A 23,962-nucleotide genomic window follows, 5' to 3' on the forward strand; every position below is an offset into this window, starting at 1 on the left:
TATTACAGGGGAATCCCCCTGTAATATTTTTATATTTGGAGGTGGGGGTATGTGGAAATATGTTATGAAGCGGGTTATGATTTCAGTCGTTACCATCTTTTTAATTTTATTTTTCTTATTTTTAATGCTTGAATTAATGCCAGGGACACCGTTTAATGATGAAAAATTAACTGAGGCACAACGTGCATTATTAGATGCCAAGTATGGATTAGATGCATCGCCGCTTACTCGATTTTTTAATTATTTAAAATTAGCTATTTTTGATGGTGACTTTGGGGTATCATATGCCATCCAAAAGGATATGCCAGTTAGTACATTAATTAGTGGACGGGTGTGGATAACAATTCGGATTGGATTACAGGCCGTTGTACTAGGAACAATCATTGGATTATTACTAGGATTAGTCGCTGCTCTTCGTCGAAATACATGGTTAGATACAGGGGCAACTGTGATTTCAGTTATTGGGGTAAGTGTCCCTTCTTATGTATTCGCTTTGGGGTTATGCTTCTTCCTTGGGTATAAGTTTAAATGGTTTCCCATTACGTACAGTTTAGATAAACCAATTTTATCCACAATCTTACCAACCGTTGCACTTTCGATGTTTGTTATTGCAAATGTCGCACGTTTTTTAAGGTCAGAAATGATAGAAGTGTTACAGTCTGATTTTATGTTACTAGTAAAAGCAAAAGGGGTTAGGAAGAAAAATTTAATTTTAAAACATGCGATGCGAAATGCATTGATTCCAGTTATTACAGTTGTTGCTCCACTAATGGTAAGTTTAATGACGGGAAGTTTAGTGGTAGAGAAAATCTTCGCAATTCCTGGTATGGGTAGTTTACTGGTTACAGCGATTCAAGTTAATGATTATAATGTGATTATTGCGCTTTCCTTTATCTATAGTGTGTTATTTATCGGGGTTATGTTACTTGTGGATATTTTATATGGAGTGATTGATCCTCGAATCCGTTTAGCGAAAGAGGGTGGAAATCATGAGTCTTAATCAAGATTTTTTACAAAATGATTTTGAGCGTGTATTTCAAGATGAAAGGTTAAAAACTGATGTTATTTATCAAGGGCAATCCTTTTGGAAAGATGTTTGGCATCGATTCATTCAAAATAAAGGGGCTTTATTTGGATTTATTATGATAGCTTTTCTAGTGTTAATAGCAATTTTTGCTCCAATGTTAAGTTCTCATGGATATGATTCAGTTATGATGGATCATGTTAATTTACCACCTCGAATTCCGGGACTTGAAAAGTTAGGAATTTTTGATGGAACTCATAATGGAGTCAATGTATATGAACAACGTGGACTTGAGGATGTGTATTACTTTTTCGGGACAGATACGCTAGGAAGAGATATTTGGACTCGTGTTTGGATTGGAACACGTGTGTCATTATATATTGCAGCGTTAGCAGTGTTGATCGATATGGTATTTGGAATGACCTATGGAATGATTTCTGGTTATCTTGGAGGTCAGGTTGATATTTATATGCAACGATTTATTGAAATCCTAAGTGGAATTCCTAGTTTAGTCATTGTCACGCTACTGGTTATTGTGATGAAGCCCGGAATTTTATCCATCACAATCGCCTTATTAATTACAGGTTGGATTGGGATGAGTCGCGTCGTAAGGTCACAAGTCTTGAAGTTAAAGGAACTTGATTACATTTTAGCTTCAAGAACGTTAGGGGTAAAAACTGTAGGAATTATTAAGCAGGATATTTTACCGAATATTTTTGGACAAGTGATTATTATGTCGATGTTTTCAATTCCAAATGCAATTTTTTATGAGTCATTTTTAGCATTTATTGGACTTGGATTACAACCACCGATGGCATCTTTAGGAGTCTTGATTAGTGATGGGTTTAAGTCGTTACTTGCTTATCCACATATGTTATTATTCCCAGTTGTGGTTTTAGCGATTTTGATGTTGAGTTTTAACTTGTTAGCCGATGGACTTCGCGATGCGTTTGATCCGAAGATGAAAGAGATGTAGGAGGTGATGGATATGGGACGAAGAAAAGTTTTATCAGTTCGTGATTTAGAGATTTCATTTGCGACATCCTCAGGTAGTGTTAGTGCCATTCGTGGAGTTCGACTAGATTTATATGAAGGAGAGACACTTGCGATTGTTGGGGAAAGTGGTTCTGGTAAGTCTGTGACGACGAAAGCTATTTTAGGGATTTTAAGTGAGAATGGGAAGATTGAAAAAGGCAGTATTCAGTTTACTTATGAACGTGATGGAGAAGAAGTGACGCGTGATTTAACGAAGTTAAGTGACCAAGAGATGCAACGTCATATTCGTGGAAAACGGATTGCGATGGTATTTCAAGACCCAATGACGTCACTTGATCCAACAATGACGATTGGGCGTCAAATTATTGAAGGGATGCAGGAGCATTATCATACGTCATTTCATGAAGCGAAGGAAAAGGCGATTGAATTGTTAGAGCTTGTTGAAATTACCGATCCTGAGAAACGATTTAAACAATATCCACACCAACTTTCAGGGGGGATGCGTCAACGTGTCGTGATTGCGATTGCGTTAGCGTGTGAACCCGAAGTTTTAATCTGTGATGAACCAACGACGGCACTTGATGTGACGATTCAAGCAAAAATTTTACGTTTATTAAAAGAGATTCAACAAAAAACAAATGTAGCAATTATCTTTATTACGCATGACTTAGGTGTCGTTGCTAATATTGCGGATTATGTAGCCGTGATGTATGCAGGTAAAATTATCGAAAAAGGATCGGTAGAAGAGATTTTTTATGATCCTAGGCACCCATATACGTGGGGATTGTTATCCTCAATTCCAGATTTAGAATCTGATGATGAATATTTATACACCATTCCGGGAACACCACCGAATTTATTGTATCAAGTCGAAGGGGATGCTTTTGCACCCCGTAATGAGTTTGCTTTAAATATTGATTATCGCTTAGACCCACCCATGTATAATGTTGGGGGAAAACATCGGGTATCCACTTGGTTGGCTGATGCGAGAGCGCCAAAGGTGGAAATGCCGGAAGCCTTGAAACGTCGAATTGAGAAGATGAAGAAAGGAGGTTGTTTCTAATGGAGCCATTATTAAAGGTTAAGAATTTAACACAACATTTTAAAATAAATAAAAATTACACCGTAAAAGCTGTCAATGGTTTAGATTTTGAGATTTATCCTGGGGAAACGTTTGGGTTAGTTGGGGAAAGTGGGTCTGGAAAATCCACAACAGGACGTTCGATTATTCGTTTATATGAACCAACAGATGGAACTATTTTATTTGATGATGTGGATATCTCAGGAAAATTAAATAAAGAAACAGAGCGTCACTTACGAACAAATATGCAAATGATTTTTCAAGATCCGATGGCATCACTCAATCCGCGTAAAAAAGTATTAGATTTAATTGCACAAGGATTAGATGTCCACAAGCTGTATCAATCTAAAGAAGAACGTGATGAAATGGTGTTTAAAATGTTAGAACGTGTTGGGTTATCTCGTGACCATGCGTACCGTTATCCGCACCAATTTTCTGGAGGACAACGTCAACGGATTGGAATTGCCCGTGCGTTAATTATGAATCCCAAACTAATCATCGCGGATGAAGCCATTAGTGCACTTGATGTTTCGATTCAAGCACAAGTTGTGAATTTAATGAAACGAATTCAAAAGGAAACAGGGATTGCCTATTTATTTATTGCGCATGATTTATCGATGGTTAAATATATCTCCAATCGTATTGGAGTCATGCATTTAGGGTACTTAGTTGAAGTGGGAACACGTGATGAAATTTTCAATAACCCAGTCCATCCGTATACAAAATCTTTATTATCAGCGATTCCAAATCCTGATCCGATTTATGAAAAATCTCGAGAAATTTTAATCTATGATTCATCGGATGTGGATTATTCAAAAGGGGTGCGCCATCAACTCAGTGAGACCCACTCAGTTTTAGCGACACCTGAAGAATTAGCATGTTGGATTGAAGATTAAATATGTTAATCTTGAGATAAGAAAGGTAACATATTTGAAACAGAGAAAAGATATTATCCTTGTGGATAATGTCTTTTTTTCATTCATATAATGGAAATAAGAAGAGGGGGATTTTAGTGTCACCGTTGAAAGCGAGAGTAGTTGGTTATGTGTTCCTTATTATTGCTATTGTGTTATTTTTATTGAGATTGTCAGTGCAGAAATATATTCAAGTTTGTTCATGGATAGGCATGGCGGTCTTTTTTACCGCGATGGTTATTTTATTTATTTTTTGTCGCTGCCCGAGTTGTCGAAAATTTTTACCTTTACAAGGGTCGTTAGGGGTTAAGGTTTGTCCGTATTGTGGAAAACAATTAAAATGAAAACCTCAATCCGAGCTTTTTTATTTTAGTTGTTCAGGTTATTTGATTTAAGGTTAATTTAAGTAAGAGGTGTTTAACTAGTAGATAGGAGGACATGTCTATTTTTGGAGATTTAAATACTTTTCTTGCTAATCTATCCTGATTTTAGGTTGATTTTGCTATAATGAAAATAACACTTATTTTTCCACAAGATTTCTAAATCAATATCATAAAATGTCCGATATTTTGATGTATGATAAAATTGGAAACGGCGGAAAATATAATGAGTGATTACTTTTAAAGATAGGTGATAACGTGCTTTTTGATACTCATGTACATTTAAATGATAAGAAATATGCGGATGACTTGCTAGAAGTCATGGAACGCGCGAAGAATGAGGGCGTGACATGCATGCTCGTTGTTGGATATGATCAGCGTTCTAATCGACGCGCTATTGAATTAGCGGAACAATATGACTTCATTTACGCCGCCGTTGGATGGCATCCAGTCGATTCCATCTATTTAACGGAAGAATTGTTTGCGGAGTTAGTTGAACAGGTCAAACATCCGAAAGTCGTGGCTGTTGGTGAATGCGGACTTGATTATCATTGGGATACGTCGCCGGTTGATTTACAAAAAGAAGTATTCATTCGACAAATTAAATTAGCTCAAGAAGTGAATAAGCCATTGGTTATTCATACGCGTGAATCTATTGCAGATACGTTAGAAATTTTAAAAGCTCATGATGCTCACACGGTAGGTGGGGTGATGCACTGTTATAGTGGAAGTGTAGAAATGGCACGTCAATTTATTGACTTAAATTTCAAGATTTCACTTGGGGGGCCTGTCACATTTACGAATGGTCGTCGTCCACAGGCAGTTGCAACTGAAATTCCATTAGAACATTTATTAGTGGAAACCGATGCTCCATATTTAACACCGCATCCGCATCGTGGAACACGTAATGAGCCGTTTTATGTCTCATTAGTGGCAAAGAAAATTGCAGAACTAAAGGATTTACCATATGAAAGGGTCTGTGAACAGACGACAGCAAATGCTTGTACCTTATTTAAGATGACATAAAATTTTGAAAGGTTGATGATGAAATGAAAAACTTTAATATGGGTAAAGTGATTTATACATTACTAGTTGTATTAGTCACAGCTTGGAGTGTCTTCTTTATTGCTAATTATTATCATGATAAGAGTGATAATCAAAATGTAAACTCTGGATTTACTCAAACTACTGATTCACAGGGGAATACTCAAATTGTGCAAAATGTCGTTGAGCGTGAAGTCGTAACACAAGAAGAGGCACGAATCGATGCAATTAATAAAGTATCACCAGCGATTGTTGGGGTTGTTAACTTTGCTCGTAATACGACTCAAGGTGAAGGATCAGGAATTATTTATAAAACAGATGGTAATGATGCTTATATCGTAACTAATCAACATGTTATTGACAGTGGTGATTATTTTGAAGTTGTTTTCTCAAATGGAGAACGTGCTGAGGCCACTTTAGTTGGTAGCGATATTTATACAGATTTAGCTGTTTTAAAAGTAAGTGGTGTTGAGGTTGAGGCAGTAGCTGAATTCGGAAACACTGAAGATTTAAAAGTTGGACAAACTGTTATTGCTATCGGGAACCCGTTAGGATTAGATTTCGCTGGATCTGCCACATCAGGAATTGTTTCAGGGCAAGATCGTGTCATTGCCGTTGATTTAAATGGGGATAACCGTGACGATTGGGAAATGACAGTTTTACAAACTGATACAGCGATTAACCCAGGGAATAGTGGTGGAGCTTTAATTAACTTAGATGGAAAAGTCGTTGGAATTAACTCAATGAAAATTGCGACAAGCTCAGTTGAAGGAATGTCATTCTCAATTCCAACCTATGTAGCAATTCCGATTATTACAGATTTAGAAACATACGGTGAAGTTCGTCGTCCACAATTAGGGGTTTATATTCAAGAAATGAGTATGATTCCAGATCGTTTAAAAGAAATGTTAAAGATTCCAACTGACCAAAAAACAGGTGTGTTTATCTATGAAGTCTTTGAAGGTGGACTTGCTGAAAAAATGGGGCTTAAAGCTGGAGATATTATCACAGCTATTAATGGCGAAGAAGTTGAAGATACAATGGCATTTAGAAAGAAATTATATTTAATGCGCGAGGGAGATAAGCTTGAATTAACAGTTATTCAAGATGGTCAAACCAAAACACTATCAGAAACTATTCAACCCGCAGACGGAAATAGCCTTTAATGAATAAGGAATGTATTGAATAACATTTAAAAGCCAGAGGACAACTCCTCTGGCTTTTCTGATTTCAGTTGGTATTTAAACTATAGTTAGGATTCATTTAATATGAAGTATCATTCATAGATTGTTAGTGAATGACATTAAAATGATAAAAATCAAAAGTTATTATACGGAATTGTCAACGTAGAGGGATTATTGTTGGTATTAATCACAGTAATTAGAATTCCAATTTATTGTAATTATTAAAACGAGCATTAGAAGAAGGTATTATCAAACAATTAGAAAAGCTTCACCCTAATGCCAAGCTAATCGAAGATGAAACTAACTACACGATTAAAAGAAAACTGAAATCACGAATGGTGAACCCATTAATCTTAGAACGTAACGGAGAAGTTATTTCACTTAAGTGAGGTTTCAAAATCAGATAAAGGGGGAATCGAAGACGCATTAAAGCAATTAGAAAAAGGTGTTTATTTAAGAGGGAACTACTAATAAAAGTAGTTCAGAAGAATAAAAAATCTTCAAAATATATAAGTCCAGATAAATTTTTTACATTGTAAAAAATTTTATCTGGACTATAGGATGTCGTCGTATTGAATTCTTTTAATAACTAAGCTTGATTCTAAAATGTGAAAGATATCTAGAAGGTTAGAGGCATCCTTGTTCAAGGTGCTTCTTTTTGTCTATCTTGAAGATTTATATCTATTAGTCATTACTCAATTCTTCATGATCCACAAGGGCACTTTCATGGTGGTGTCCGATACAAGCGGTGCTTGGAACATTAGTTGTTTCATAATAGAGTGTGACCTTTTTCTGACAGTTCTCTGAAGCTAAATAACCGGTCGTTGGATCAACTTTAACCGCAACGACATCTTTAGGAGTTTCAAACCACTGTGACCCTGATTCTTTGAGTGAGTTTTCCATGACTTGTGACCATATATTTTTAGCATAACGATTGACCTCAACACCATCTAGTGTCCGGCCTTGATCGTAACCGGTCCAAACCGTTGTTACAATTTCTGGGGTATAACCAATCATCCATGAATCAGTGTTAGTTGATCCACTTTTTCCAGCGTATTGATGGGTTAAATTTGGAATAATGGAGAGTCCTGTGACTGAAAGGTGATTATTTTGTTGCATATTAAACATTCCTGTCATCATTTCATTCATCACATAGGTCTTGGTTGGATCTAAGATTTGCTCACCTTCCGTTGGTTTATCGGAATAAACTAAAAATCCACGATCATCTGTAATTTGTGTAATAAATTTTCGTTCAACAGACTTCCCATTATTAGCAAAAACACTGTAAGCCTCTGCCATTTCCATAATGTTGACCGGCTCGACTCCAAGTGCAGCCGATGGAAGTTCAGGAATATCAGCTGTAATTCCAAAACGTTTCGTTGTTTCGGGAAGAACATTGAGCCCTAAAAAGGTATGAGTTTTAACCGCATAAATATTATCTGAAACGGCAAGTGCATTGGCCATCGGAATGTTAGAATACGCATAAGCATTGGAATAATTATTTGGGGTATAAGTATCTTTTCCATCATTATAAGGGAAGGTAGTCGGCTCATTCATAAAGGTGGTGGATGGATTGAATCCATATTCTAAAGCCTCATAGTAAAGGAAAGGTTTCATTAAGGAACCAATCTGACGTTCACTATAAAGGGCTCGATTATACTGAGAGGTCTCATAATCATTACCTCCACTCAGAGCTTTAACGTACCCGGTGGAAGGTTCGATGACAATAACGGCAGTTTGAACCTCTTGATCTGTCACATTCTCTTGAATGGCTTCGTTCACATAGGTTTGAATATCACGGTCTAATGTGGTGTAAATATTTAAGTTACGGTAAGAGCTTGTTTGACCAACTAAGAGTTTGTCCACTTCGGTTAACACCGCATCTACGTAGTATGGCGCATCGTAATCAATGTCTTCTGGGTATTCACCGATGACGACTGTTTCAGTATTCATGGCCTCATCATATTCTTCTTGATTAATATAATTTTCGGCCAGCATCGAATTTAAGACGATTTTTTGACGTTTGGCTGAATTTTCAGGATGACTAATTGGGGAGTAGTAGCTAGGTCCTTTTGGAATTCCAACTAAAACGGAGGCTTCAGCCAATGTGAGCTCACTGGCATGCTTTCCAAAGTAATAAAGTGAAGCATCTTCAATGCCATAATTCCCGTGGCCAAAGTTAATGGTGTTTAAATAACCTTCTAAAATCGTGTCTTTATCGTAACTTAACTCAAGCCGAAGCGTATAAAAAGCTTCCTTAATTTTACGAGACCATGTTTTTTCAAAGCTTAAATAAAGGTTACGAGCGTATTGTTGAGTAATCGTTGATGCACCTTGTGAACGGGTTCCTGACGTGATATTGGTTACCAAAGCTTTGGCTATTCGAAGCGGGTCGAATCCGAAATGGTCATAAAAGTTCCGATCCTCAGTTGCAATGAAACCATTAATCACATACGGAGAAATCTCATTTAGGCTAACCCAGTGTTGATCTTTCGGATACGTCTTCTCTAAAAAGACTTCACCATCCGCATCATAAAACGTAATCGCTGTATTTACATTAATGTCTGGAGCAGGCAAATACTTGAAATATTGATAAACTGTTAAACAAAGAATTGCGACCAGTTCAACACAAATAATCGTGGTCACACGCGTATATTTAGATCTAAAAAAAGTGGATAACATCTCACATAATCTCATAACTTCACCTCGAGATTTAGTTTATCCACAAATTTAAATAATATTTACAAAAAGAGGTAAAAAAATTAAATATAGGAATCAATTAAAAATGAAATTAATGTTAGATAGCGTATATGAAGATATACAGAGAGGAGAGTGTCAAATGTTAATAATATATATATTAATTTTTTTTCTCGGATCTACTTTAGGTTCTTTTTATCACGTGGTTGGATATCGGATGCCGATTGGAGAGAATTGGGTGAGTGATCGCTCCCGCTGCCCAGGGTGTTGTCATGAACTCACATTTTATGAATTAATGCCAGTGCTTTCTTATGTGTTACAAGGTGGGAAATGTCGTTCCTGTGGCATGAAGATTAAGCCGATTTATTTATTATCGGAGATTTTTGCTGGACTTTTATTTGTGTTTCCTGTTTGGTTCTATGGTTTTGAAGGATTCACTACGGGTGAAAGTTATGTGGCGTGGGCGTTTTTATCGATGCTCATCATCATCACCGTATCGGACATTTATTATCAGTTGATTTTAGACAAAGTGCTTCTATTTTTCAGTGCGGTGCTTCTTATCCTTTATATTATTTATCCACAGTATGATTTAGTATCAGGTTTAATAGGAGGGGGCGTTGGTTTTCTGACGTTATATGCTGTTGGTTTATTGGGACAATTTCTGTTTAGGAAAGAGGCGCTTGGTGGTGGAGATATTAAGTTATACGCTGTTATTGGATTTGTCTTAGGGATTTCTAGCACATTCCTATCATTATTTTTAGCAGCAGTTTTTGCTTTAATTTATATGTTAATGTTTATGGAAGATAAGACGAAGCCACTGGGCTTCGGACCTTTTATTGCGATTGCGTCTTATCTTTGTTTATTTTATGGTTCATCGTTGTTAAATTGGTATTTTAATTTATTTTAATTAAAGGCGCTATCTAAAAAAACTCCCGACATCGTTTGGGAGTTTTTAGATTTTTTCAAAATTTAAATGAGAGATGGACTGTGCTAATGATGGCGTTAATAATGGAATAGAATCTTCATTTAAGGGTAACCATTCATAGTAGTCGTGCTCGTTAGATAGCTTAATCTCACCTTCGAGAATTTCACATAAGTAAATGACGCCCATAATAAGGTAATCATCGTTTATAAAGTCCCATTGATGTAGTAATCGGATGGGTCTGACTAAGAGGGAGGTTTCTTCTAATATTTCTCGACGCAACGTTTCTTCGGCACTTTCATTTTGTTTCATTTTTCCTCCTGGAAGATCAAAGTATTCACAGCGCGAACTGACTTTATGGAGGGCTAAAAATTCATGATTCCGTACAATTAAGCCTTTGACTGAGAAATTAATTTGTGTCATGTGTCCACATCCTTTCACTTGATTTATAATCATTATATGAAGTTTAAGAGAAAAAGATGTCAGAATGTGAGTTCGTTTTGCTAAAGTGATAAAAATAGTGTAAAATAGTAACGATATTATACGATAAAAAGGACGTGAAGACATTGGCATTAACAGCTGGAATCGTTGGTTTACCAAACGTCGGGAAATCAACTTTATTCAATGCAATTACTCAAGCTGGAATTGAAGCAGCTAATTATCCATTCGCGACAATCGACCCAAACGTAGGTGTGGTTGAAGTTCCGGATGAGCGTTTAAATAAATTAACAGAATTAGTTAGTCCTAAAAAGACTGTTCCAACAACTTTTGAATTTACAGATATCGCTGGATTAGTGCGTGGGGCAAGTAATGGAGAAGGGTTAGGAAACAAATTCTTAGCTAACATTCGTGAAGTAGATGCGATCACTCAAGTGGTTCGTTGTTTCGAAGATGGAAACATCATTCACGTTGAAGGTTCAGTTGATCCAATTCGTGACGTTGAAGTTATTAACTTAGAGTTAATTTTAGCGGATATGGAGCAAGTCGATCGTCGTTTAGGACGTTTAGCAAAACAAGCAAAATCAGGAGATAAAGCTGCTAAAGCTGAGCAAGCTGTTTTAGAAAAAGTAAAAGCTGGATTCGATCAAGAATTACCTGCTCGTGCTTTAGAATTAGATGAAGATGATATCCAAGCCATTAAACATTTACAATTATTAACGTTAAAACCAATTTTATATGTGGCTAACGTTGGTGAAGATGACTTAATGGCTGGAGAAGATAATGAATACGTGAAAGCATTACAAGAGTATGCTGATCGTGAAGGTGCAAAAGTCATTAAAGTATGTGCACGTATCGAAGAAGAAATCTCTCAATTAGAAGATGAAGAAAAAGCGGCATTCTTAGAAGAATTAGGAATCAAAGAAAGTGGATTAGATCAATTAATTCGCGAAGCTTATGATTTATTAGGATTAGCAACTTACTTCACAGCTGGTGTGCAAGAAGTTCGCGCATGGACATTCATTAAAGGAATGACAGCTCCTCAATGTGCAGGAATCATTCATAGTGATTTCGAACGTGGATTTATCCGCGCGGAAACTGTTTCTTACGATGATTTAGTTAAATACGGTTCAGAGCAAGCAGCTCGTGAAGCGGGACGTTATCGTTTAGAAGGAAAACAATACATCGTTCAAGATGGAGATGTTATGTTATTCCGTTTCAATGTATAAAAAAATTCATTTAAATTGAATAAATTTTGATTAATTGAATCATACTATACATGATTCGTCATTAGGTAGCTACTAAAACTTGTCATGATACCTACAACTAGATTCTAGTGGTGAATCAAAAAATCGGCACGCTACTTGGCGTGCCGATTTAATTTTAAAAAGTGGATGTATTATTAAATTATAACATCTTTTTTTAACTTGCTATAGTAGATATACCTGTGCTATAATATATGACTGTGAGTAATAAGACTATTACTCCTTGCCCGCATATGGGCCGTCTAGACCAAGAGGAGGTGCAATATAATGAGAAAATACGAAATTATGTACATCGTTCGTCCTAACTTAGAAGAAGAAGGACGCAAAGCAGTAATCGCTAACTTCCAAAACATGTTCACTAACATGGGTGCGGAAATCGTTGAAACTAAAGAGTGGGGTATGCGTGATTTAGCATATGCTATCGAAGATTTCACAAAAGGTTACTACGTAGTAATGACAGTTAACTCTTCAATCGAAGCTAAAAACGAATTCGATCGTTTAGCTGGAATCAGCGAAGATGTTATCCGTTACATCGCTATCAAAGAAGAAGAATAAGATTTTAATGTACTAAGTGAGGGTGGTATAAATGATTAATCGCGTTGTTTTAGTAGGGCGATTAACTCGTGATCCAGAACTAAAGTATACAACTAATGGGATCGCAAACTTGCGATTCAGTATTGCGGTTAATCGCACTTTCACTAGTCAAAATGGAGAACGCCAAGCAGATTTCATTAACTGTGTTGCATGGCGCGGCCAAGCTGAGAATATGGCGAAGTTTTTACGTAAAGGATCTCTTATTGGAGTGGAAGGACGTATTGAAACAGGTAGCTATCAGGCTCAGGATGGATCAATGCGTTATACAACAGATGTTGTGTGCGATAGCGTACAGTTCTTAGAACCACGCTCTGCATCTGCTGATCGAGGAAACTTTGGAGCTCAACCATCACAAGACTTTGGTGGAGGCTTTGGAGGTGGATACGGTGGTACGCCATCATTCCAACAACAAGCGCCAGCATCAAATGGCTTTGGTGGAAATCCTTTCGGGGGAGCACCAAGTATGGATCAAGGCTTCGGAAATCCATCGCAATCATTTAATAATGAGCCAGATTTCAGCTCAACTATTAATATTTCTGATGATGATTTACCATTTTAATTTTTAAATAACATATAAAAAATAATTTTAAAAGATGTTAGGAGGAACTATCATGGCTCAATTCCGTCGTGGAGGACGTCGTCGTCGTAAAGTTTGCTATTTCACTACAAACAAAATTACGAAAATCGACTACAAAGATGTAGATTTATTAAAACGTTTCGTATCTGATCGTGGAAAAATCTTACCTCGTCGTGTAACAGGAACAAGCGCTAAATACCAACGTGAATTAACAGTTGCTATTAAACGTGCTCGTCACATGGCATTATTACCATTCTCTGCTGAATAGTAATAACACATTGTTTACAGAGTGGCGCGGACTTTCGCGCCATTTTTTTATAAAACATAAGCTAACCTTTATTATTCGTCAGACGATGTAAAAGAAACATTCGTTTCTTCTGGCGAATCTCGCAACAGAGATATTTGCATCAGGGCCCAATTATTAAAAATATTCAAGTTTTAACGCCACCTTCAATAGAAGGTGGTTTTTTTGTCGCTCATCTAGCCATCTTTAATGGCTTTGATGAGCTATCTTTTTTATCTGAGGTGAGAGTCGAAGCGATATTTTAGGAATAAACTAAATTTAAAGATATGCGTAATAGTTCTTTTACTCCTTTGGCCCAATAAGTTAATGTGGATACTGTAGGTGATGATAAAAGTGACACTATTTATAGTTTGGTAGTTAGGATTTAACTATTACTACTCTTATGATAATGATTCATATTGTAATTTATGATGAAAAAAGATGTTATATGCTTAGTAATTGAGAGAGCTCGAAAATATTCCTTTTTGTTAGGAGCGAAAAGACAGTCAGCTGTAAATTAGGATGTACATACGATATAAATGTCTTGATTTTGACAGTCAGCTATTCATTGGGGTGTACATTTCAATGCTGAGAAAGCTTGCTATAAAGCTTACGCTAGGTGTTTATGATTCTTTCTACAATTCTATAAGGTGGATAAAAAAGAACAGGATGAGTGTCCTGTTCTTGTTAATTATTTTTCTTCTTCTTTTGCTTGCTCAGCATTAGCAATTACTTCACATGGTTCAACTTTCATTGTTGAGCGATCTAATAAGTAAGTATCTGTACAGCAACTCATGTCTTCTGTTAAGTGGGCATCACTTAATAAACGAAATGGGTTATAAGAATTGTTTTTTTCCATCTTCTTCACTCCTCATAAAACATTATAATGAAATAACTACACTTCTAATTATATACCTATACCTAAAAAAATTAAGTGTTTTTTATAAGGAAATTTAAAATTTGGGGAAATTATCATCAATGAGGCCTATCAAGGAAATAGATAGGGTAAGGAAGTTTTATTTTATGGGTAAAAAAAGCAGTAGAATGTAACTTCTTTAGTGACGACTTACGGTAGCGGAGTATTTATATGAGAGTATAGGATTTAAATATTTATCGACAGGTGAGGAAGAACAAGAAGTGAAGTTAATTTTAACGTTAAAATAGGAAAGAGGACCTGAAAGAGGTCCTCTTTTGTTATAAAAGTGGATCGTATAATTTAAATGAATCGTTATTTATCTCGGTATTAAGGATGAGATGATGATCACTAGTTGAGGTTAGAAGATAAATAGGAGAATTTTATCTTTTTAAATGGTATTGGAGGTTGAGGTTAAATGAAGAATTCAGAGATAAATAATTTAATAAATCTGAATATTTGAAGTTAGATTGTGATGAGATTGTACCGAATACAGAGCTATATTAATTAATTTGAATGCTAGTAATTAAATGGTGAGGATGAGTGATAAGTAAGTGTGTAGATGTAATGGTTGCTAAGATGATGATAGAGATTTGCAATGTTAATAGAGTGATTGTAATGATAATGAGGATACAGTGTTTCAACAGATAGATGAGTTTAAGGAATGAAGATTCTGCGGATTAGTTGGATGAGGAGAGTGAGTGTATGATAAATGTTAGAAGAGTTTTTAATAGATTAAATGTACAATTATTAGTTCGATCCTTAATGTGTTTTTGCTTTATATACTAGGCTATAGTTTTATCATGTTTCATAGTGAATGGTAAGAGTGAGTACAAGTGTGGTTTTATACTGTTATGATAAGGACTGTGTTTTTGGTTGGAGTGAGTCATGATTATATTAGAAATCCTATGCTTTAAATGTACTGAATGCTTTTGGGGATTTTGTTTTAGATGTGATGCGTTTAAAACTGAGTGATTAGGAGGATATTTAGTTTGAATGTGTGAATTTTGAGGTAAAAATGAATATGTTTTTTAGTGTAAGTGTGCTGTATGTAAAACTGGTGGGTTAGTACAAAATGTGGTTTGAATATACGGATGATGTAGTAGGTATGTGTATGAGTATATGGTTAGAAAGGGATTTTGTTTTGGGATAATTGTGGTGGATGTAAAACTAGTTAATTGGCATGAAATATGGTTTGAATTTACAAGTTTGAAGTAAGGATGTAGCTAAATGTACTATTAGAGATAAGTTTATTTTTTAGTATAAGATGTGGTGGATATAAAATTGGCTAGTTAGTAGGGATTGTCGTTTGAATGTATGGAGTGTGGGGGAAGGATGAGTATAAATGTATTGTGATAGTGGATGGTGGTATTAGTTTAAAGGTTGATGTATTAGTATAGGTGTGGCTGGATTGTGTGAATGAGTAGTGGTTAAAAGCTGACGTAAACAAGTAGTGTGGTGTTATAATGATGAGTGAAGTTCATTTTGCTCGGAAGGTGTGTTGTTTAGTGTAGCAGTGAATGGGCTATAATAAGAAGAGTGTATTAAGTTTCAAATATTCAGATGTCTTGATCAAACGTATGAATGTTAAAGGTGATAGATGAGATAAATGAGTGATGATGAAGTTATGAATGGAGGAATGTTAATTTGATGATGTTTTATGAAATAAGTTATGTGATAAAGGAATGATGACAGAAAACAATAAGATGGAGGATTTGTTATATTATTGTGGGATTAGTTAATGGTCTGATCAAGAAACTGTTAGATTTGATTGTGTATTTTAGTTTGGATTTATATGGTGATGAAGGATTTGATTTTTAGTTTAGAATCTAACAGGTGAAATGAAGATTTGTTTATTGAACCCTCATTTCAATAATAGTTTATTCAGATGAATCTTTTTTGAATGAGCAAAAGGAATAGTTGCTAGAAAAAGATAAAAATTTTTATAGACGTCCATTTAAAATGAAAATGTGGCTGTGCCCCTATATAAGTGAATATATATTCAGCTCAAATTGTGGTATAATAGAGACGTTAATTGGCATTTATGAAGGGGGTCTTTTAGATGAAGACGAAGTCGCTTGTTAACGCGGCAATTATGCTAGCCATTTATATGGTCTTTTTTGTTTTATATAATATTGGAGTTTTGCCGACAATCATGTCGATTTTATTACCTATTCCACTCATTGTTTATTCAGTCACGACAAATCGAGTTCGAGATGTGTTATGGTTATTGATTGGGTGCTTTATTGGAACATTTTTATTTGGCTCAGTTTATGGACTAGTTACAACCTTGAATTATGGGTTGATGGGTGCTCTGATTGGTATTGGGATTATAAAGAAATGGCCGTATTGGCAACGTCTTTTAAATGCAGCAATTGTATCAGTCATTTCGTTTCCGATTTTAACTTATGTGGTTACAGGATTAAATCTCCAAGAATCCATGGCACAAATGGCGGATGAAATGAATGGGATGCTTGAATCTATGTCAGCTTTTTTACCAGCGAATAGCGCTGAGATGCTGTTGCCAGTTCAAAATATGGTTAGTACAATGATGACGACGTTATTACCAACGATTCTTATTTTAATGGGATTAGCTTCAGCGTTTTTAAGTGATACGGTTGCAACTAGCGTTCTTAAACGTATGAATTATGAAGTTACTAGACGTGGAAGTATTCACCGTTTCCAATTAGGTGCGAAATTAGCAGTGACTTTGTTAATTAGTCAAGTGGCGATTGTATTTATTCCAAATCATGCATTAAATGTTGTATTAATGAATGTCATTATGCTTTTAAACACGTTATTCTTATTACAGGGGATTGTGGTGGCAATGTCTTATTTTAGATCTCGTAATAAGAGAGGATTTGGAACTTTTATTATTATTTTTGCGTTAATGTCTAGCTTCTCAATGTTTATTTCAGTGCTCGGGGTGATGGATGCGTTGTTCGATTACCGTGAGCGATTTGCTGTTAAAAAATCATAATGAAAGGTAGGTGGTAATGGTGAAAAAGATTAGGAAATGGTTAGAAGAATATCAAGATCATCTTGGATATCTGGTGATTTCTATTGTTTCTTTAGTAGTGACTGGAATTTATGCTTATTATCAATCTGATGTGATCTCTCTAATCATCTTCTTATATTTTGTAGGAGATGCTATCTATCGTGTGAATGCTTATTTTCACTATAAAGCCGATACGCTAAAGAAGATTGAATCCATTTCATATCGTGTCAAGCATGCAGGGGAAACGGCGTTTAATCAATTACCGATGGGGATTTTACTTTATGATGAAGCTTATGAAATTGTTTGGTTTAATGCGTATTTAAAGCGGGTTTTTAATCAAGATTTACATGATAAAGTGTTAAAGGATTTAAGTGAACAACTCTATAATCGATCGCTTGGTGGTGAGGAATCATTTAAGATAACTGTTAATCAACAGACGTATCAAGTGTTACATATGAAAGATGAACGATTGATGTATTTTACAGATTATACAGAGTATACAGAGTTATCACGAAAATATGTCAATGAACAGCCGGTTGTTGGAGTTCTTGTGATGGATAATTATGACGAGGTCTTTCATAATTTAAATGAACAAGAAAAAAGTGAATTCTATGGAAAAATCATTTCGATTATTATGCAGTGGGCCGATCAGCATAAAATCTATATTCGGACGACAGCTAGTGACCGTTTTGTTTTAATGATGCCGTACGAGGTGTTACAGCAACTTCGCGAGACGAAATTTACGATTATTGATAAGGTTCGCGAAGCAGCTAAAGAAAAAGATATTATGTTAACGATTAGTATCGGGTTAGCAACTGGATACGATAGTTTTTCTGAACTTGGACAACGTGCGAATTATATGTTAGATTTAGCACTAAGCCGTGGGGGGGATCAAGTAGCGATTAAAATCGCAAGTGATGATAAGTTTTTATTCTACGGTGGAAAAACAAATCCAGTTGAGAAACGTAATCGTGTTCGTGCGCGTGTGAATGCACAAGCTTATGAGCGTTTAGTTCGTGATAGTGAACGTGTCATTATTATGGGACATCGTTATCCGGATGTGGATGCGATTGGAGCCAGTATCGGATTATTACGAATGGGAATTGCTTCAAAGAAAGAAGCTTACATTGTTTTAAAGCAGGAGGAGCTAGATAAAACAGCTAAAAATTTTGTTGATGAAATTTTAAAAGATGAAAAGTTGAAAAAGTATTTCATTTCAAGTGAAACAGCGATTGAATTAATGACCAAAAATACGTTACTAGTAGTTGCGGATACGCAGGATCCAAAAATGGTGATAGAGCCAGCACTTTTACCGCGTGCTAAGAAAGTCGCTGTCTTTGATCATCATCGACGAGGCGTTGATGTGATTGATTCGGTGCTTTCGTTTGCGGAGCCTTATGCCTCATCAACGGTCGAATTAGTTGTGGATATGTTCGATTACTATTCACAGAAAATTAAAATGACGCCATTAGAAGCTTCGATTATGTTAGCGGGAATTATTGTTGATACGCGTCGATTCTCGTATCATACGGGACGACGAACGTATGAAACGGCCGCTATTTTAAAACAAAAAGGAGCGGAAGAGAAGTTAGTTCAGCAATTGCTCCGAACGCCGCTTGAGAATTATTATAGTAAGGCACATCTCATTGAACGAGCAGAAATCTTTAAAGATGAGTTTATTATTGCTTGTGCAGATGATGAGATGGTGCTTGAAAAAGTTCAAATTGCTCAAACAGCCGACGAGTTGTTAAATGTTCAAAATATTAAGGCTTCATTCGTAATCTCACGTATTGATGAGCAGTACATTGGAATTAGTGCTCGTTCACTAGGTGATGTGAATGTTCAAGTGTTAATGGAACAACTGGGTGGTGGTGGGCATTTAAATAATGCAGCAACACAAATGCGTAGTAGCAGTACACAAGATGCTGTTTTACAATTAAAAGAAGTTATTGTTAAAGAGTTAGAAGAAAGTGGTGAGTCTAAATGAAAGTAATTATGTTAGAAGATGTTAAAGGTAAAGGTAAAAAAGGTGAAGTTAAAGATTTTCCAAATGGTTTTGCGAACTTCTTAATTAAACAAAATAAAGCGATGGATGCAACGCCAGGAAATATGAATAAATTAAAAGCTCAACAAGCGGAAGAAGAAAAACAAGCCGAGTTACGCTTAGAAGAAGCCAAAAAGTTAAAAGCTGATTTAGAACAAAAAACAGTGATTGTTAAAGTAAAATCAGGAGATAACGGGCGTGTGTTTGGTTCAGTTAGCACAAAAGCAATTGCTGAAGAGTTCCAAAAACAATTCGGAATCAAATTAGATAAACGTAAAATGGATTTAGAAGAACCAATCCGTGGATTAGGAATGGCACGTGTTCCAATTCATTTACATCCAGAAGTAGTCGCAACTATTTCAGTTCAAATCAAAGAAAAATAAGAGGTTATGATAGATTAACGTTAGAAAGTTGGGTATCCCATGTTAGAATCGCCAAATCGTCAGATGCCTCATAGCACCGATGCTGAACAAGCTATTCTTGGGGCCATGTTGCTCGATGAAAAGGTGTGTGAGGATGTCAAACTCAAATTACAGCCAGATGATTTTTATCATCATCGTCATCGCATTATTTATGAAACGATGCTGATCCTATTGGACCAAAATATTGGGGTCGATGTGACAACAGTTACAGCGTATCTTCAAGATCATAAACGTATTGCTGAAATTGGTGGTGTGGAGTACATCTTAACGATTTACGAAAGTGTCGCAACGACAGCACATACAGAGCATTATGTCGAGATTGTTTTAGAAAAATCAATTTCACGTTTAATCATTAATCGTGCTCAAAGTCTAATTGAGCAAGGATATGATCCAGAGACATCAACTCAAGATTTAATTGATACGGCTGAGCAACAATTCTCAGGCTTAGCTCGATTAAATCAAGGGTCTGATTTTAAACAAATCGATAATGTCATCATTGACTTTATTAAAAACGTTGAGCGTTTATCTCAATCAACAGGTGAAGTAACTGGATTAACAACTGGATTTACCGCACTTGATAATATGACTTCGGGTCTTCAAAATAACGACTTAATTATCGTTGCTGCCCGTCCTGCGATGGGGAAAACCGCATTTGCCTTAAATATTGCGCAAAACGTGGCCAAGCTAAATCATGTGAATGTTGCCATTTTCAGCTTAGAGATGGGGGCCGATCAGCTCGTATCCCGTTTAGTTAGTGCCGAAGGACGAATTGAAGCGCATCGTTTAAAAACTGGGAATTTAGAAGGGGCGGATTGGCGTTCATTGAAAATTGCCACCGATGTATTAAGTAATTTAGGCATTTATATCGATGATACACCTGGTATTCGTGTTGGAGAATTGCGAGCAAAATGTCGACAACTTCATCAACAAAAAGGTCTTGGATTAGTAATGATCGACTACTTACAGTTACTTTCTGGTAGCAAGGCTAACGGTGGGAATCGTCAACAAGAAGTCTCTGAAATTTCACGTATGTTAAAAGAGATGGCACGTGAGTTGAAAATCCCGGTTATTGCTTTATCGCAGTTATCACGTCAGGTGGAAAATCGTGAAGATAAGCGACCAATGATGTCAGACTTACGTGAATCAGGAAGTATCGAGCAGGATGCCGATATCGTTACTTTCTTATATCGTGAAGATTACTATAAAAAGGATCCGGAATTAAACGATAATATCGTTGAAGTTATTTTCGCGAAGCACCGTAGTGGGGCTGTCGGGACAGTTAAGTTAGCCTTTAGAAAAGAAATCAGCCGATTCGAAAATCTGGTTAATGTTCCAGAGTCAGCTCACATCCCAGACGTCTAGTAAAAAACATCTAAGTTTAAGATGCGTTTTACATAAAACACATTTTGACGATACGTTTGACTTATATTATAATTAGGAATGAACAATTAGAGGAGGATTCGACTATGTTTGAACGTTTAGAGGCAATCTTAGAGCGTTATGAAAAAATTAACGAAATGATGGCTGATCCTGCAATCGTTACTGATATTAAAAAATTAACTGAATTATCAAAAGAACAACGTGGTCTTGAAGAGACAGTTAATGTGTATACTGAATATAAAGAAATTGCAGCTTCAATTGAAGATTTAAAAGAAATGGCAAAAGACTCTGATCCAGAAATTAGTGAAATGGCTGAAATGGAATTAGAAGAGTTAAAACCACGCCTTCCAGAATTAGAAGAGCGTTTAGAAATCTTATTAATTCCTAAAGATCCAAACGATGAGAAAAACGTAATCGTTGAGATCCGTGGAGCTGCGGGTGGAGATGAAGCAAATATCTTCGCATCAGACTTATACCGTATGTATACAAAATATGCTGAGTTAAAAGGATGGAAAATCCAAGTCATGAACGTTGACTACTCTGAATCTGGAGGGATGTCACAAGTTGAGTTCATGATCTCAGGTGAAAGTGTATACTCTCACATGAAATATGAATCAGGAGCACACCGTGTACAGCGTGTCCCTGCCACTGAATCTCAAGGACGTATCCACACATCAACAGCAACTGTTTTAGTTATGCCAGAGGCTGAAGATGTAGATATCGAAGTAAGTATGAATGATATCCGTGTTGATACTTTCTGTTCATCAGGACCTGGAGGACAGTCAGTAAATACAACTAAATCAGCGGTACGTTTAACTCACGTTCCAACTGGAATCGTTGTATCATGTCAGGACGGAAAATCACAACACGAAAATAAAGCCAATGCCTTAAAAGTATTAAAAGCTCGTATCTATGATTCAATCTTACAAGAGCGTTTAGAGGCTGAAGGTGAAGAACGTCGTTCTAAAATCGGAACAGGTGAACGTTCAGAAAAAATCCGTACTTACAACTATCCACAAAACCGTGTCACTGACCACCGTATTGGATTCACTATCCAACAGTTAGACCGCGTTATGGAAGGTAAATTAGAGCCAGTTGTTGAAGCTTTAATTACAGAAGAACAAAAACGTAAATTAGCTGCTCAAGATTAATGACATTAAATAAAAAATCTAACTTCATTTTGAAGTTAGATTTTTTATTTATTCTCTACTTTATGGTTATCCTAAAATTCATTTATATAAGTCTAGAAATAGAAAAAAGCGCCCGGGGGGAGGGGCGCTTTTTTAAAAATTAGGAGAAACTGTAAAGGGGGGGAACCTTTACAGCCTTAATTGTGATGACAATTCAATGGGGGGATTGAACTGTCATCTTCCCTCGAGTCTCTCTTTTTGGGGGGATGAGAGTAGGCTCAGAAAAAGTCTTTGCCATAATCGAGGGATTAAAGTATTAAATACTTTGGGAGAGAATTATAAGGAGAGAGTATGAAAAATAAAACTTTAAAAATTGGGGAGAGAAATGAGTAATGAAATAAAGTTTTATATGGGGGGGAAGAGTATGCCCGTAAGTTCTCGTCTTACGGACAATTATATTATGAACCAGTACTATGAATTTTAAACGTAATTTATGTAAAAAAGTTAAGATTATTTATTATAAAAGTCGTATGAACTAAATTGTGGTGTGAGTTTTACACTTAACTACTGATTTCCTTGCTACATCTAATTCTAATATATGTATCATATCCTAAATGGTTCCATGAAAGATTGGATATCTTCCATAATAGAATGAAGGTGCATCTTTATTATAGGAGAGAGTTATATCATTAGGATTCATATTCTTCAGAGTGAGTGTATGCTTTCATATCTAATAATCCAAGATAAGTTGTAAAAAATTTTATTTGCATGTTTTAGCATTTTAGAGTAAAATGATGGTTGATTTTAAGAAGACGGTGATAAAGATGAAAACAATGCGTGAATTGTTAAAATGGGCTGAAGATTACGCCCTTGAAAATGGAAAAGAAGATTCGGCTGTTAAATTATTATTAATGCATGTAACTGGGAAAGAAAGTTATGAAATTTTAGCCGATATGAATATGCAAGTACCAGCGGAACAAGTTGAAGAATTTGAGCGCTGTGTTAAAACATACGTTGAACAAAATATTCCTGTTCAACACATTATGGGATACGAAACATTCTTTGGACATAAATTTATTGTCAATGATGATGTCTTAATCCCACGCTTTGAAACAGAAGAATTAGTGGCTAATGTCTTATCAACTTATGATGATGTATTTGATGGTGCCCCTGTTAAGGTCGTCGATGTAGGAACAGGAAGTGGAGCGATTGGTGTTACTTTAGCAGTTGAAGAATCGAATATGGAAGTAACGGTGACTGAATTATCAGAGGCCGCTTTAGAAGTTGCGAAACAAAATGCTTCTAATTTAGGAGCAAATGTAACATTCTATCAAGGAGATATGTTACAACCATTAATTGAACGCGGATTAAAGTTTGATATCCTAGTATCAAATCCTCCATACATTCCATTAACTGAAAATGTCGATCCACTTGTTAAAGATAATGAACCACACTTAGCGTTATTTGGTGGAGAAGATGGATTAAAATTCTATCGTCAAATTTTAAAAGATGCTCATAAAGTTGTAAATGAGAAAAATATTATTGCATTTGAACATGCATATAACCATAAAGAAGCAATGGCGGAATTAGTGAAGCAACATTTCCCTAACTCTAAGTTTGAAACATTAAAAGACTTAAATGGAAAAGATCGTATGACTATTATCATTAATAACTAA

The 23,962-nt window shown here is 35.9% G+C and carries 21 protein-coding genes; 18 read left to right on the forward strand and 3 right to left on the reverse strand.

Annotated features, from left to right (window positions below; translation table 11 throughout):
• The first annotated feature begins 49 nt into the window (after nt 1–49).
• The 7 genes from NEH74_RS05910 to NEH74_RS05940 all read left to right on the forward strand — a co-directional run bounded on the left by NEH74_RS05910 (nt 50) and on the right by NEH74_RS05940 (nt 6,605).
• On the forward strand, nt 50–1,000 hold the full coding sequence (locus NEH74_RS05910) for an ABC transporter permease (protein WP_262941183.1): 951 nt from the start codon (nt 50–52) through the stop codon (nt 998–1,000).
• The gene (gene opp3C / locus NEH74_RS05915) at nt 990–2,000 is read left to right on the forward strand and encodes an oligopeptide ABC transporter permease (RefSeq protein WP_262941184.1); all 1,011 of its coding nucleotides are present in this window, start codon (nt 990–992) and stop codon (nt 1,998–2,000) included. The genes NEH74_RS05910 and opp3C overlap by 11 nt, the downstream gene beginning before the upstream one ends.
• Before the next feature lie 6 nt (nt 2,001–2,006).
• Nucleotides 2,007–3,083, forward strand: a complete 1,077-nt coding sequence (locus NEH74_RS05920) for an ABC transporter ATP-binding protein (RefSeq protein ID WP_411040442.1) — start codon at nt 2,007–2,009, stop codon at nt 3,081–3,083.
• On the forward strand, nt 3,083–3,997 hold the full coding sequence (locus NEH74_RS05925; RefSeq protein WP_262941185.1) for an ABC transporter ATP-binding protein: 915 nt from the start codon (nt 3,083–3,085) through the stop codon (nt 3,995–3,997). The genes NEH74_RS05920 and NEH74_RS05925 overlap by 1 nt, the downstream gene beginning before the upstream one ends.
• Nucleotides 3,998–4,113: 116 nt before the next feature.
• Nucleotides 4,114–4,359, forward strand: coding sequence for a hypothetical protein (locus NEH74_RS05930; protein WP_262941187.1), 246 nt, complete (start codon nt 4,114–4,116; stop codon nt 4,357–4,359).
• 294 nt (nt 4,360–4,653) lie between these two features.
• A complete protein-coding gene (locus tag NEH74_RS05935; protein ID WP_262941188.1) occupies nt 4,654–5,421 on the forward strand; it encodes a TatD family hydrolase in 768 nt (255 codons plus the stop codon).
• 23 nt (nt 5,422–5,444) lie between these two features.
• Nucleotides 5,445–6,605, forward strand: coding sequence for a S1C family serine protease (locus tag NEH74_RS05940; protein ID WP_238581291.1), 1,161 nt, complete (start codon nt 5,445–5,447; stop codon nt 6,603–6,605).
• A gap of 702 nt (nt 6,606–7,307) precedes the next feature.
• On the opposite strand, the gene NEH74_RS05945 is transcribed toward NEH74_RS05940, so the two are convergent.
• Entirely contained in the window at nt 7,308–9,320 is a 2,013-nt protein-coding gene (locus tag NEH74_RS05945; RefSeq protein WP_055305536.1) for a transglycosylase domain-containing protein, read from the reverse strand.
• Between the two features lie 142 nt (nt 9,321–9,462).
• Here NEH74_RS05945 and NEH74_RS05950 point away from each other — a divergent pair, with 142 nt between their 5' ends.
• Nucleotides 9,463–10,227 carry a prepilin peptidase gene (locus NEH74_RS05950; RefSeq protein ID WP_070099795.1) on the forward strand — a complete coding sequence of 255 codons (765 nt, stop codon included), beginning with the start codon at nt 9,463–9,465 and terminating at the stop codon, nt 10,225–10,227.
• 45 nt (nt 10,228–10,272) lie between these two features.
• Here the strand turns inward: NEH74_RS05950 and NEH74_RS05955 are convergent, their stop codons facing one another.
• Nucleotides 10,273–10,665: an NUDIX hydrolase gene (locus tag NEH74_RS05955; protein WP_055305537.1), complete on the reverse strand. Its 393-nt coding sequence runs from the start codon at nt 10,663–10,665 to the stop codon at nt 10,273–10,275.
• A gap of 143 nt (nt 10,666–10,808) precedes the next feature.
• Here NEH74_RS05955 and ychF point away from each other — a divergent pair, with 143 nt between their 5' ends.
• From ychF to rpsR, 4 genes are all read left to right on the forward strand, one after another.
• The gene (gene ychF, locus NEH74_RS05960) at nt 10,809–11,909 is read left to right on the forward strand and encodes a redox-regulated ATPase YchF (protein ID WP_055243506.1); all 1,101 of its coding nucleotides are present in this window, start codon (nt 10,809–10,811) and stop codon (nt 11,907–11,909) included.
• A 303-nt stretch (nt 11,910–12,212) separates the two neighbouring features.
• Complete coding sequence (gene rpsF / locus NEH74_RS05965; protein ID WP_055243505.1) at nt 12,213–12,500, forward strand: 30S ribosomal protein S6; 288 nt, start codon at nt 12,213–12,215, stop codon at nt 12,498–12,500.
• A 31-nt stretch (nt 12,501–12,531) separates the two neighbouring features.
• Nucleotides 12,532–13,098, forward strand: coding sequence for a single-stranded DNA-binding protein (locus tag NEH74_RS05970; protein ID WP_055243504.1), 567 nt, complete (start codon nt 12,532–12,534; stop codon nt 13,096–13,098).
• Between the two features lie 52 nt (nt 13,099–13,150).
• Complete coding sequence (gene rpsR / locus NEH74_RS05975; protein ID WP_006784586.1) at nt 13,151–13,384, forward strand: 30S ribosomal protein S18; 234 nt, start codon at nt 13,151–13,153, stop codon at nt 13,382–13,384.
• A gap of 706 nt (nt 13,385–14,090) precedes the next feature.
• Here the strand turns inward: rpsR and NEH74_RS05980 are convergent.
• Entirely contained in the window at nt 14,091–14,258 is a 168-nt protein-coding gene (locus NEH74_RS05980) for a hypothetical protein (RefSeq protein ID WP_172676274.1), read from the reverse strand.
• A gap of 2,116 nt (nt 14,259–16,374) precedes the next feature.
• On the opposite strand from NEH74_RS05980, the gene NEH74_RS05985 reads away from it, so the two are divergent.
• The 6 genes from NEH74_RS05985 (at nt 16,375) to prmC (ending at nt 23,962) form a co-directional block, all read left to right on the forward strand.
• Entirely contained in the window at nt 16,375–17,292 is a 918-nt protein-coding gene (locus tag NEH74_RS05985) for a YybS family protein (protein WP_262941189.1), read from the forward strand.
• Nucleotides 17,293–17,311: 19 nt separating this feature from the next.
• On the forward strand, nt 17,312–19,297 hold the full coding sequence (locus NEH74_RS05990) for a DHH family phosphoesterase (protein WP_262941190.1): 1,986 nt from the start codon (nt 17,312–17,314) through the stop codon (nt 19,295–19,297).
• The gene (rplI, locus tag NEH74_RS05995) at nt 19,294–19,737 is read left to right on the forward strand and encodes a 50S ribosomal protein L9 (RefSeq protein ID WP_055242771.1); all 444 of its coding nucleotides are present in this window, start codon (nt 19,294–19,296) and stop codon (nt 19,735–19,737) included. The genes NEH74_RS05990 and rplI overlap by 4 nt, the downstream gene beginning before the upstream one ends.
• A gap of 39 nt (nt 19,738–19,776) precedes the next feature.
• Complete coding sequence (dnaB, locus tag NEH74_RS06000; RefSeq protein ID WP_055242773.1) at nt 19,777–21,138, forward strand: replicative DNA helicase; 1,362 nt, start codon at nt 19,777–19,779, stop codon at nt 21,136–21,138.
• A 104-nt stretch (nt 21,139–21,242) separates the two neighbouring features.
• A complete protein-coding gene (gene prfA, locus NEH74_RS06005; RefSeq protein ID WP_055242775.1) occupies nt 21,243–22,307 on the forward strand; it encodes a peptide chain release factor 1 in 1,065 nt (354 codons plus the stop codon).
• Between the two features lie 803 nt (nt 22,308–23,110).
• On the forward strand, nt 23,111–23,962 hold the full coding sequence (prmC, locus tag NEH74_RS06010; protein WP_055242780.1) for a peptide chain release factor N(5)-glutamine methyltransferase: 852 nt from the start codon (nt 23,111–23,113) through the stop codon (nt 23,960–23,962).

Source organism: Turicibacter sp. GALT-G1, from assembly GCF_025594995.1.
GTDB lineage: Bacteria > Bacillota_I > Bacilli_A > MOL361 > Turicibacteraceae > Turicibacter > Turicibacter bilis.

Excerpts from the sequence above, each read along its gene's own strand:
- NEH74_RS05910 (WP_262941183.1), top strand. The coding sequence starts at position 50 with ATGTGGAAATATGTTATGAAGCGGGTTATGATTTCAGTCGTTACCATC.
- opp3C (WP_262941184.1), top strand. The coding sequence starts at position 990 with ATGAGTCTTAATCAAGATTTTTTACAAAATGATTTTGAGCGTGTATTT.
- NEH74_RS05920 (WP_411040442.1), top strand. The coding sequence starts at position 2,007 with ATGGATATGGGACGAAGAAAAGTTTTATCAGTTCGTGATTTAGAGATT.
- NEH74_RS05925 (WP_262941185.1), top strand. The coding sequence starts at position 3,083 with ATGGAGCCATTATTAAAGGTTAAGAATTTAACACAACATTTTAAAATA.
- NEH74_RS05940 (WP_238581291.1), top strand. The coding sequence starts at position 5,445 with ATGAAAAACTTTAATATGGGTAAAGTGATTTATACATTACTAGTTGTA.
- NEH74_RS05945 (WP_055305536.1), bottom strand. The coding sequence starts at position 9,320 with ATGAGATTATGTGAGATGTTATCCACTTTTTTTAGATCTAAATATACG.
- NEH74_RS05950 (WP_070099795.1), top strand. The coding sequence starts at position 9,463 with ATGTTAATAATATATATATTAATTTTTTTTCTCGGATCTACTTTAGGT.
- NEH74_RS05955 (WP_055305537.1), bottom strand. The coding sequence starts at position 10,665 with ATGACACAAATTAATTTCTCAGTCAAAGGCTTAATTGTACGGAATCAT.
- rpsF (WP_055243505.1), top strand. The coding sequence starts at position 12,213 with ATGAGAAAATACGAAATTATGTACATCGTTCGTCCTAACTTAGAAGAA.
- NEH74_RS05970 (WP_055243504.1), top strand. The coding sequence starts at position 12,532 with ATGATTAATCGCGTTGTTTTAGTAGGGCGATTAACTCGTGATCCAGAA.
- rpsR (WP_006784586.1), top strand. The coding sequence starts at position 13,151 with ATGGCTCAATTCCGTCGTGGAGGACGTCGTCGTCGTAAAGTTTGCTAT.
- NEH74_RS05980 (WP_172676274.1), bottom strand. The coding sequence starts at position 14,258 with ATGGAAAAAAACAATTCTTATAACCCATTTCGTTTATTAAGTGATGCC.
- NEH74_RS05985 (WP_262941189.1), top strand. The coding sequence starts at position 16,375 with ATGAAGACGAAGTCGCTTGTTAACGCGGCAATTATGCTAGCCATTTAT.
- rplI (WP_055242771.1), top strand. The coding sequence starts at position 19,294 with ATGAAAGTAATTATGTTAGAAGATGTTAAAGGTAAAGGTAAAAAAGGT.
- dnaB (WP_055242773.1), top strand. The coding sequence starts at position 19,777 with ATGTTAGAATCGCCAAATCGTCAGATGCCTCATAGCACCGATGCTGAA.
- prfA (WP_055242775.1), top strand. The coding sequence starts at position 21,243 with ATGTTTGAACGTTTAGAGGCAATCTTAGAGCGTTATGAAAAAATTAAC.
- prmC (WP_055242780.1), top strand. The coding sequence starts at position 23,111 with ATGAAAACAATGCGTGAATTGTTAAAATGGGCTGAAGATTACGCCCTT.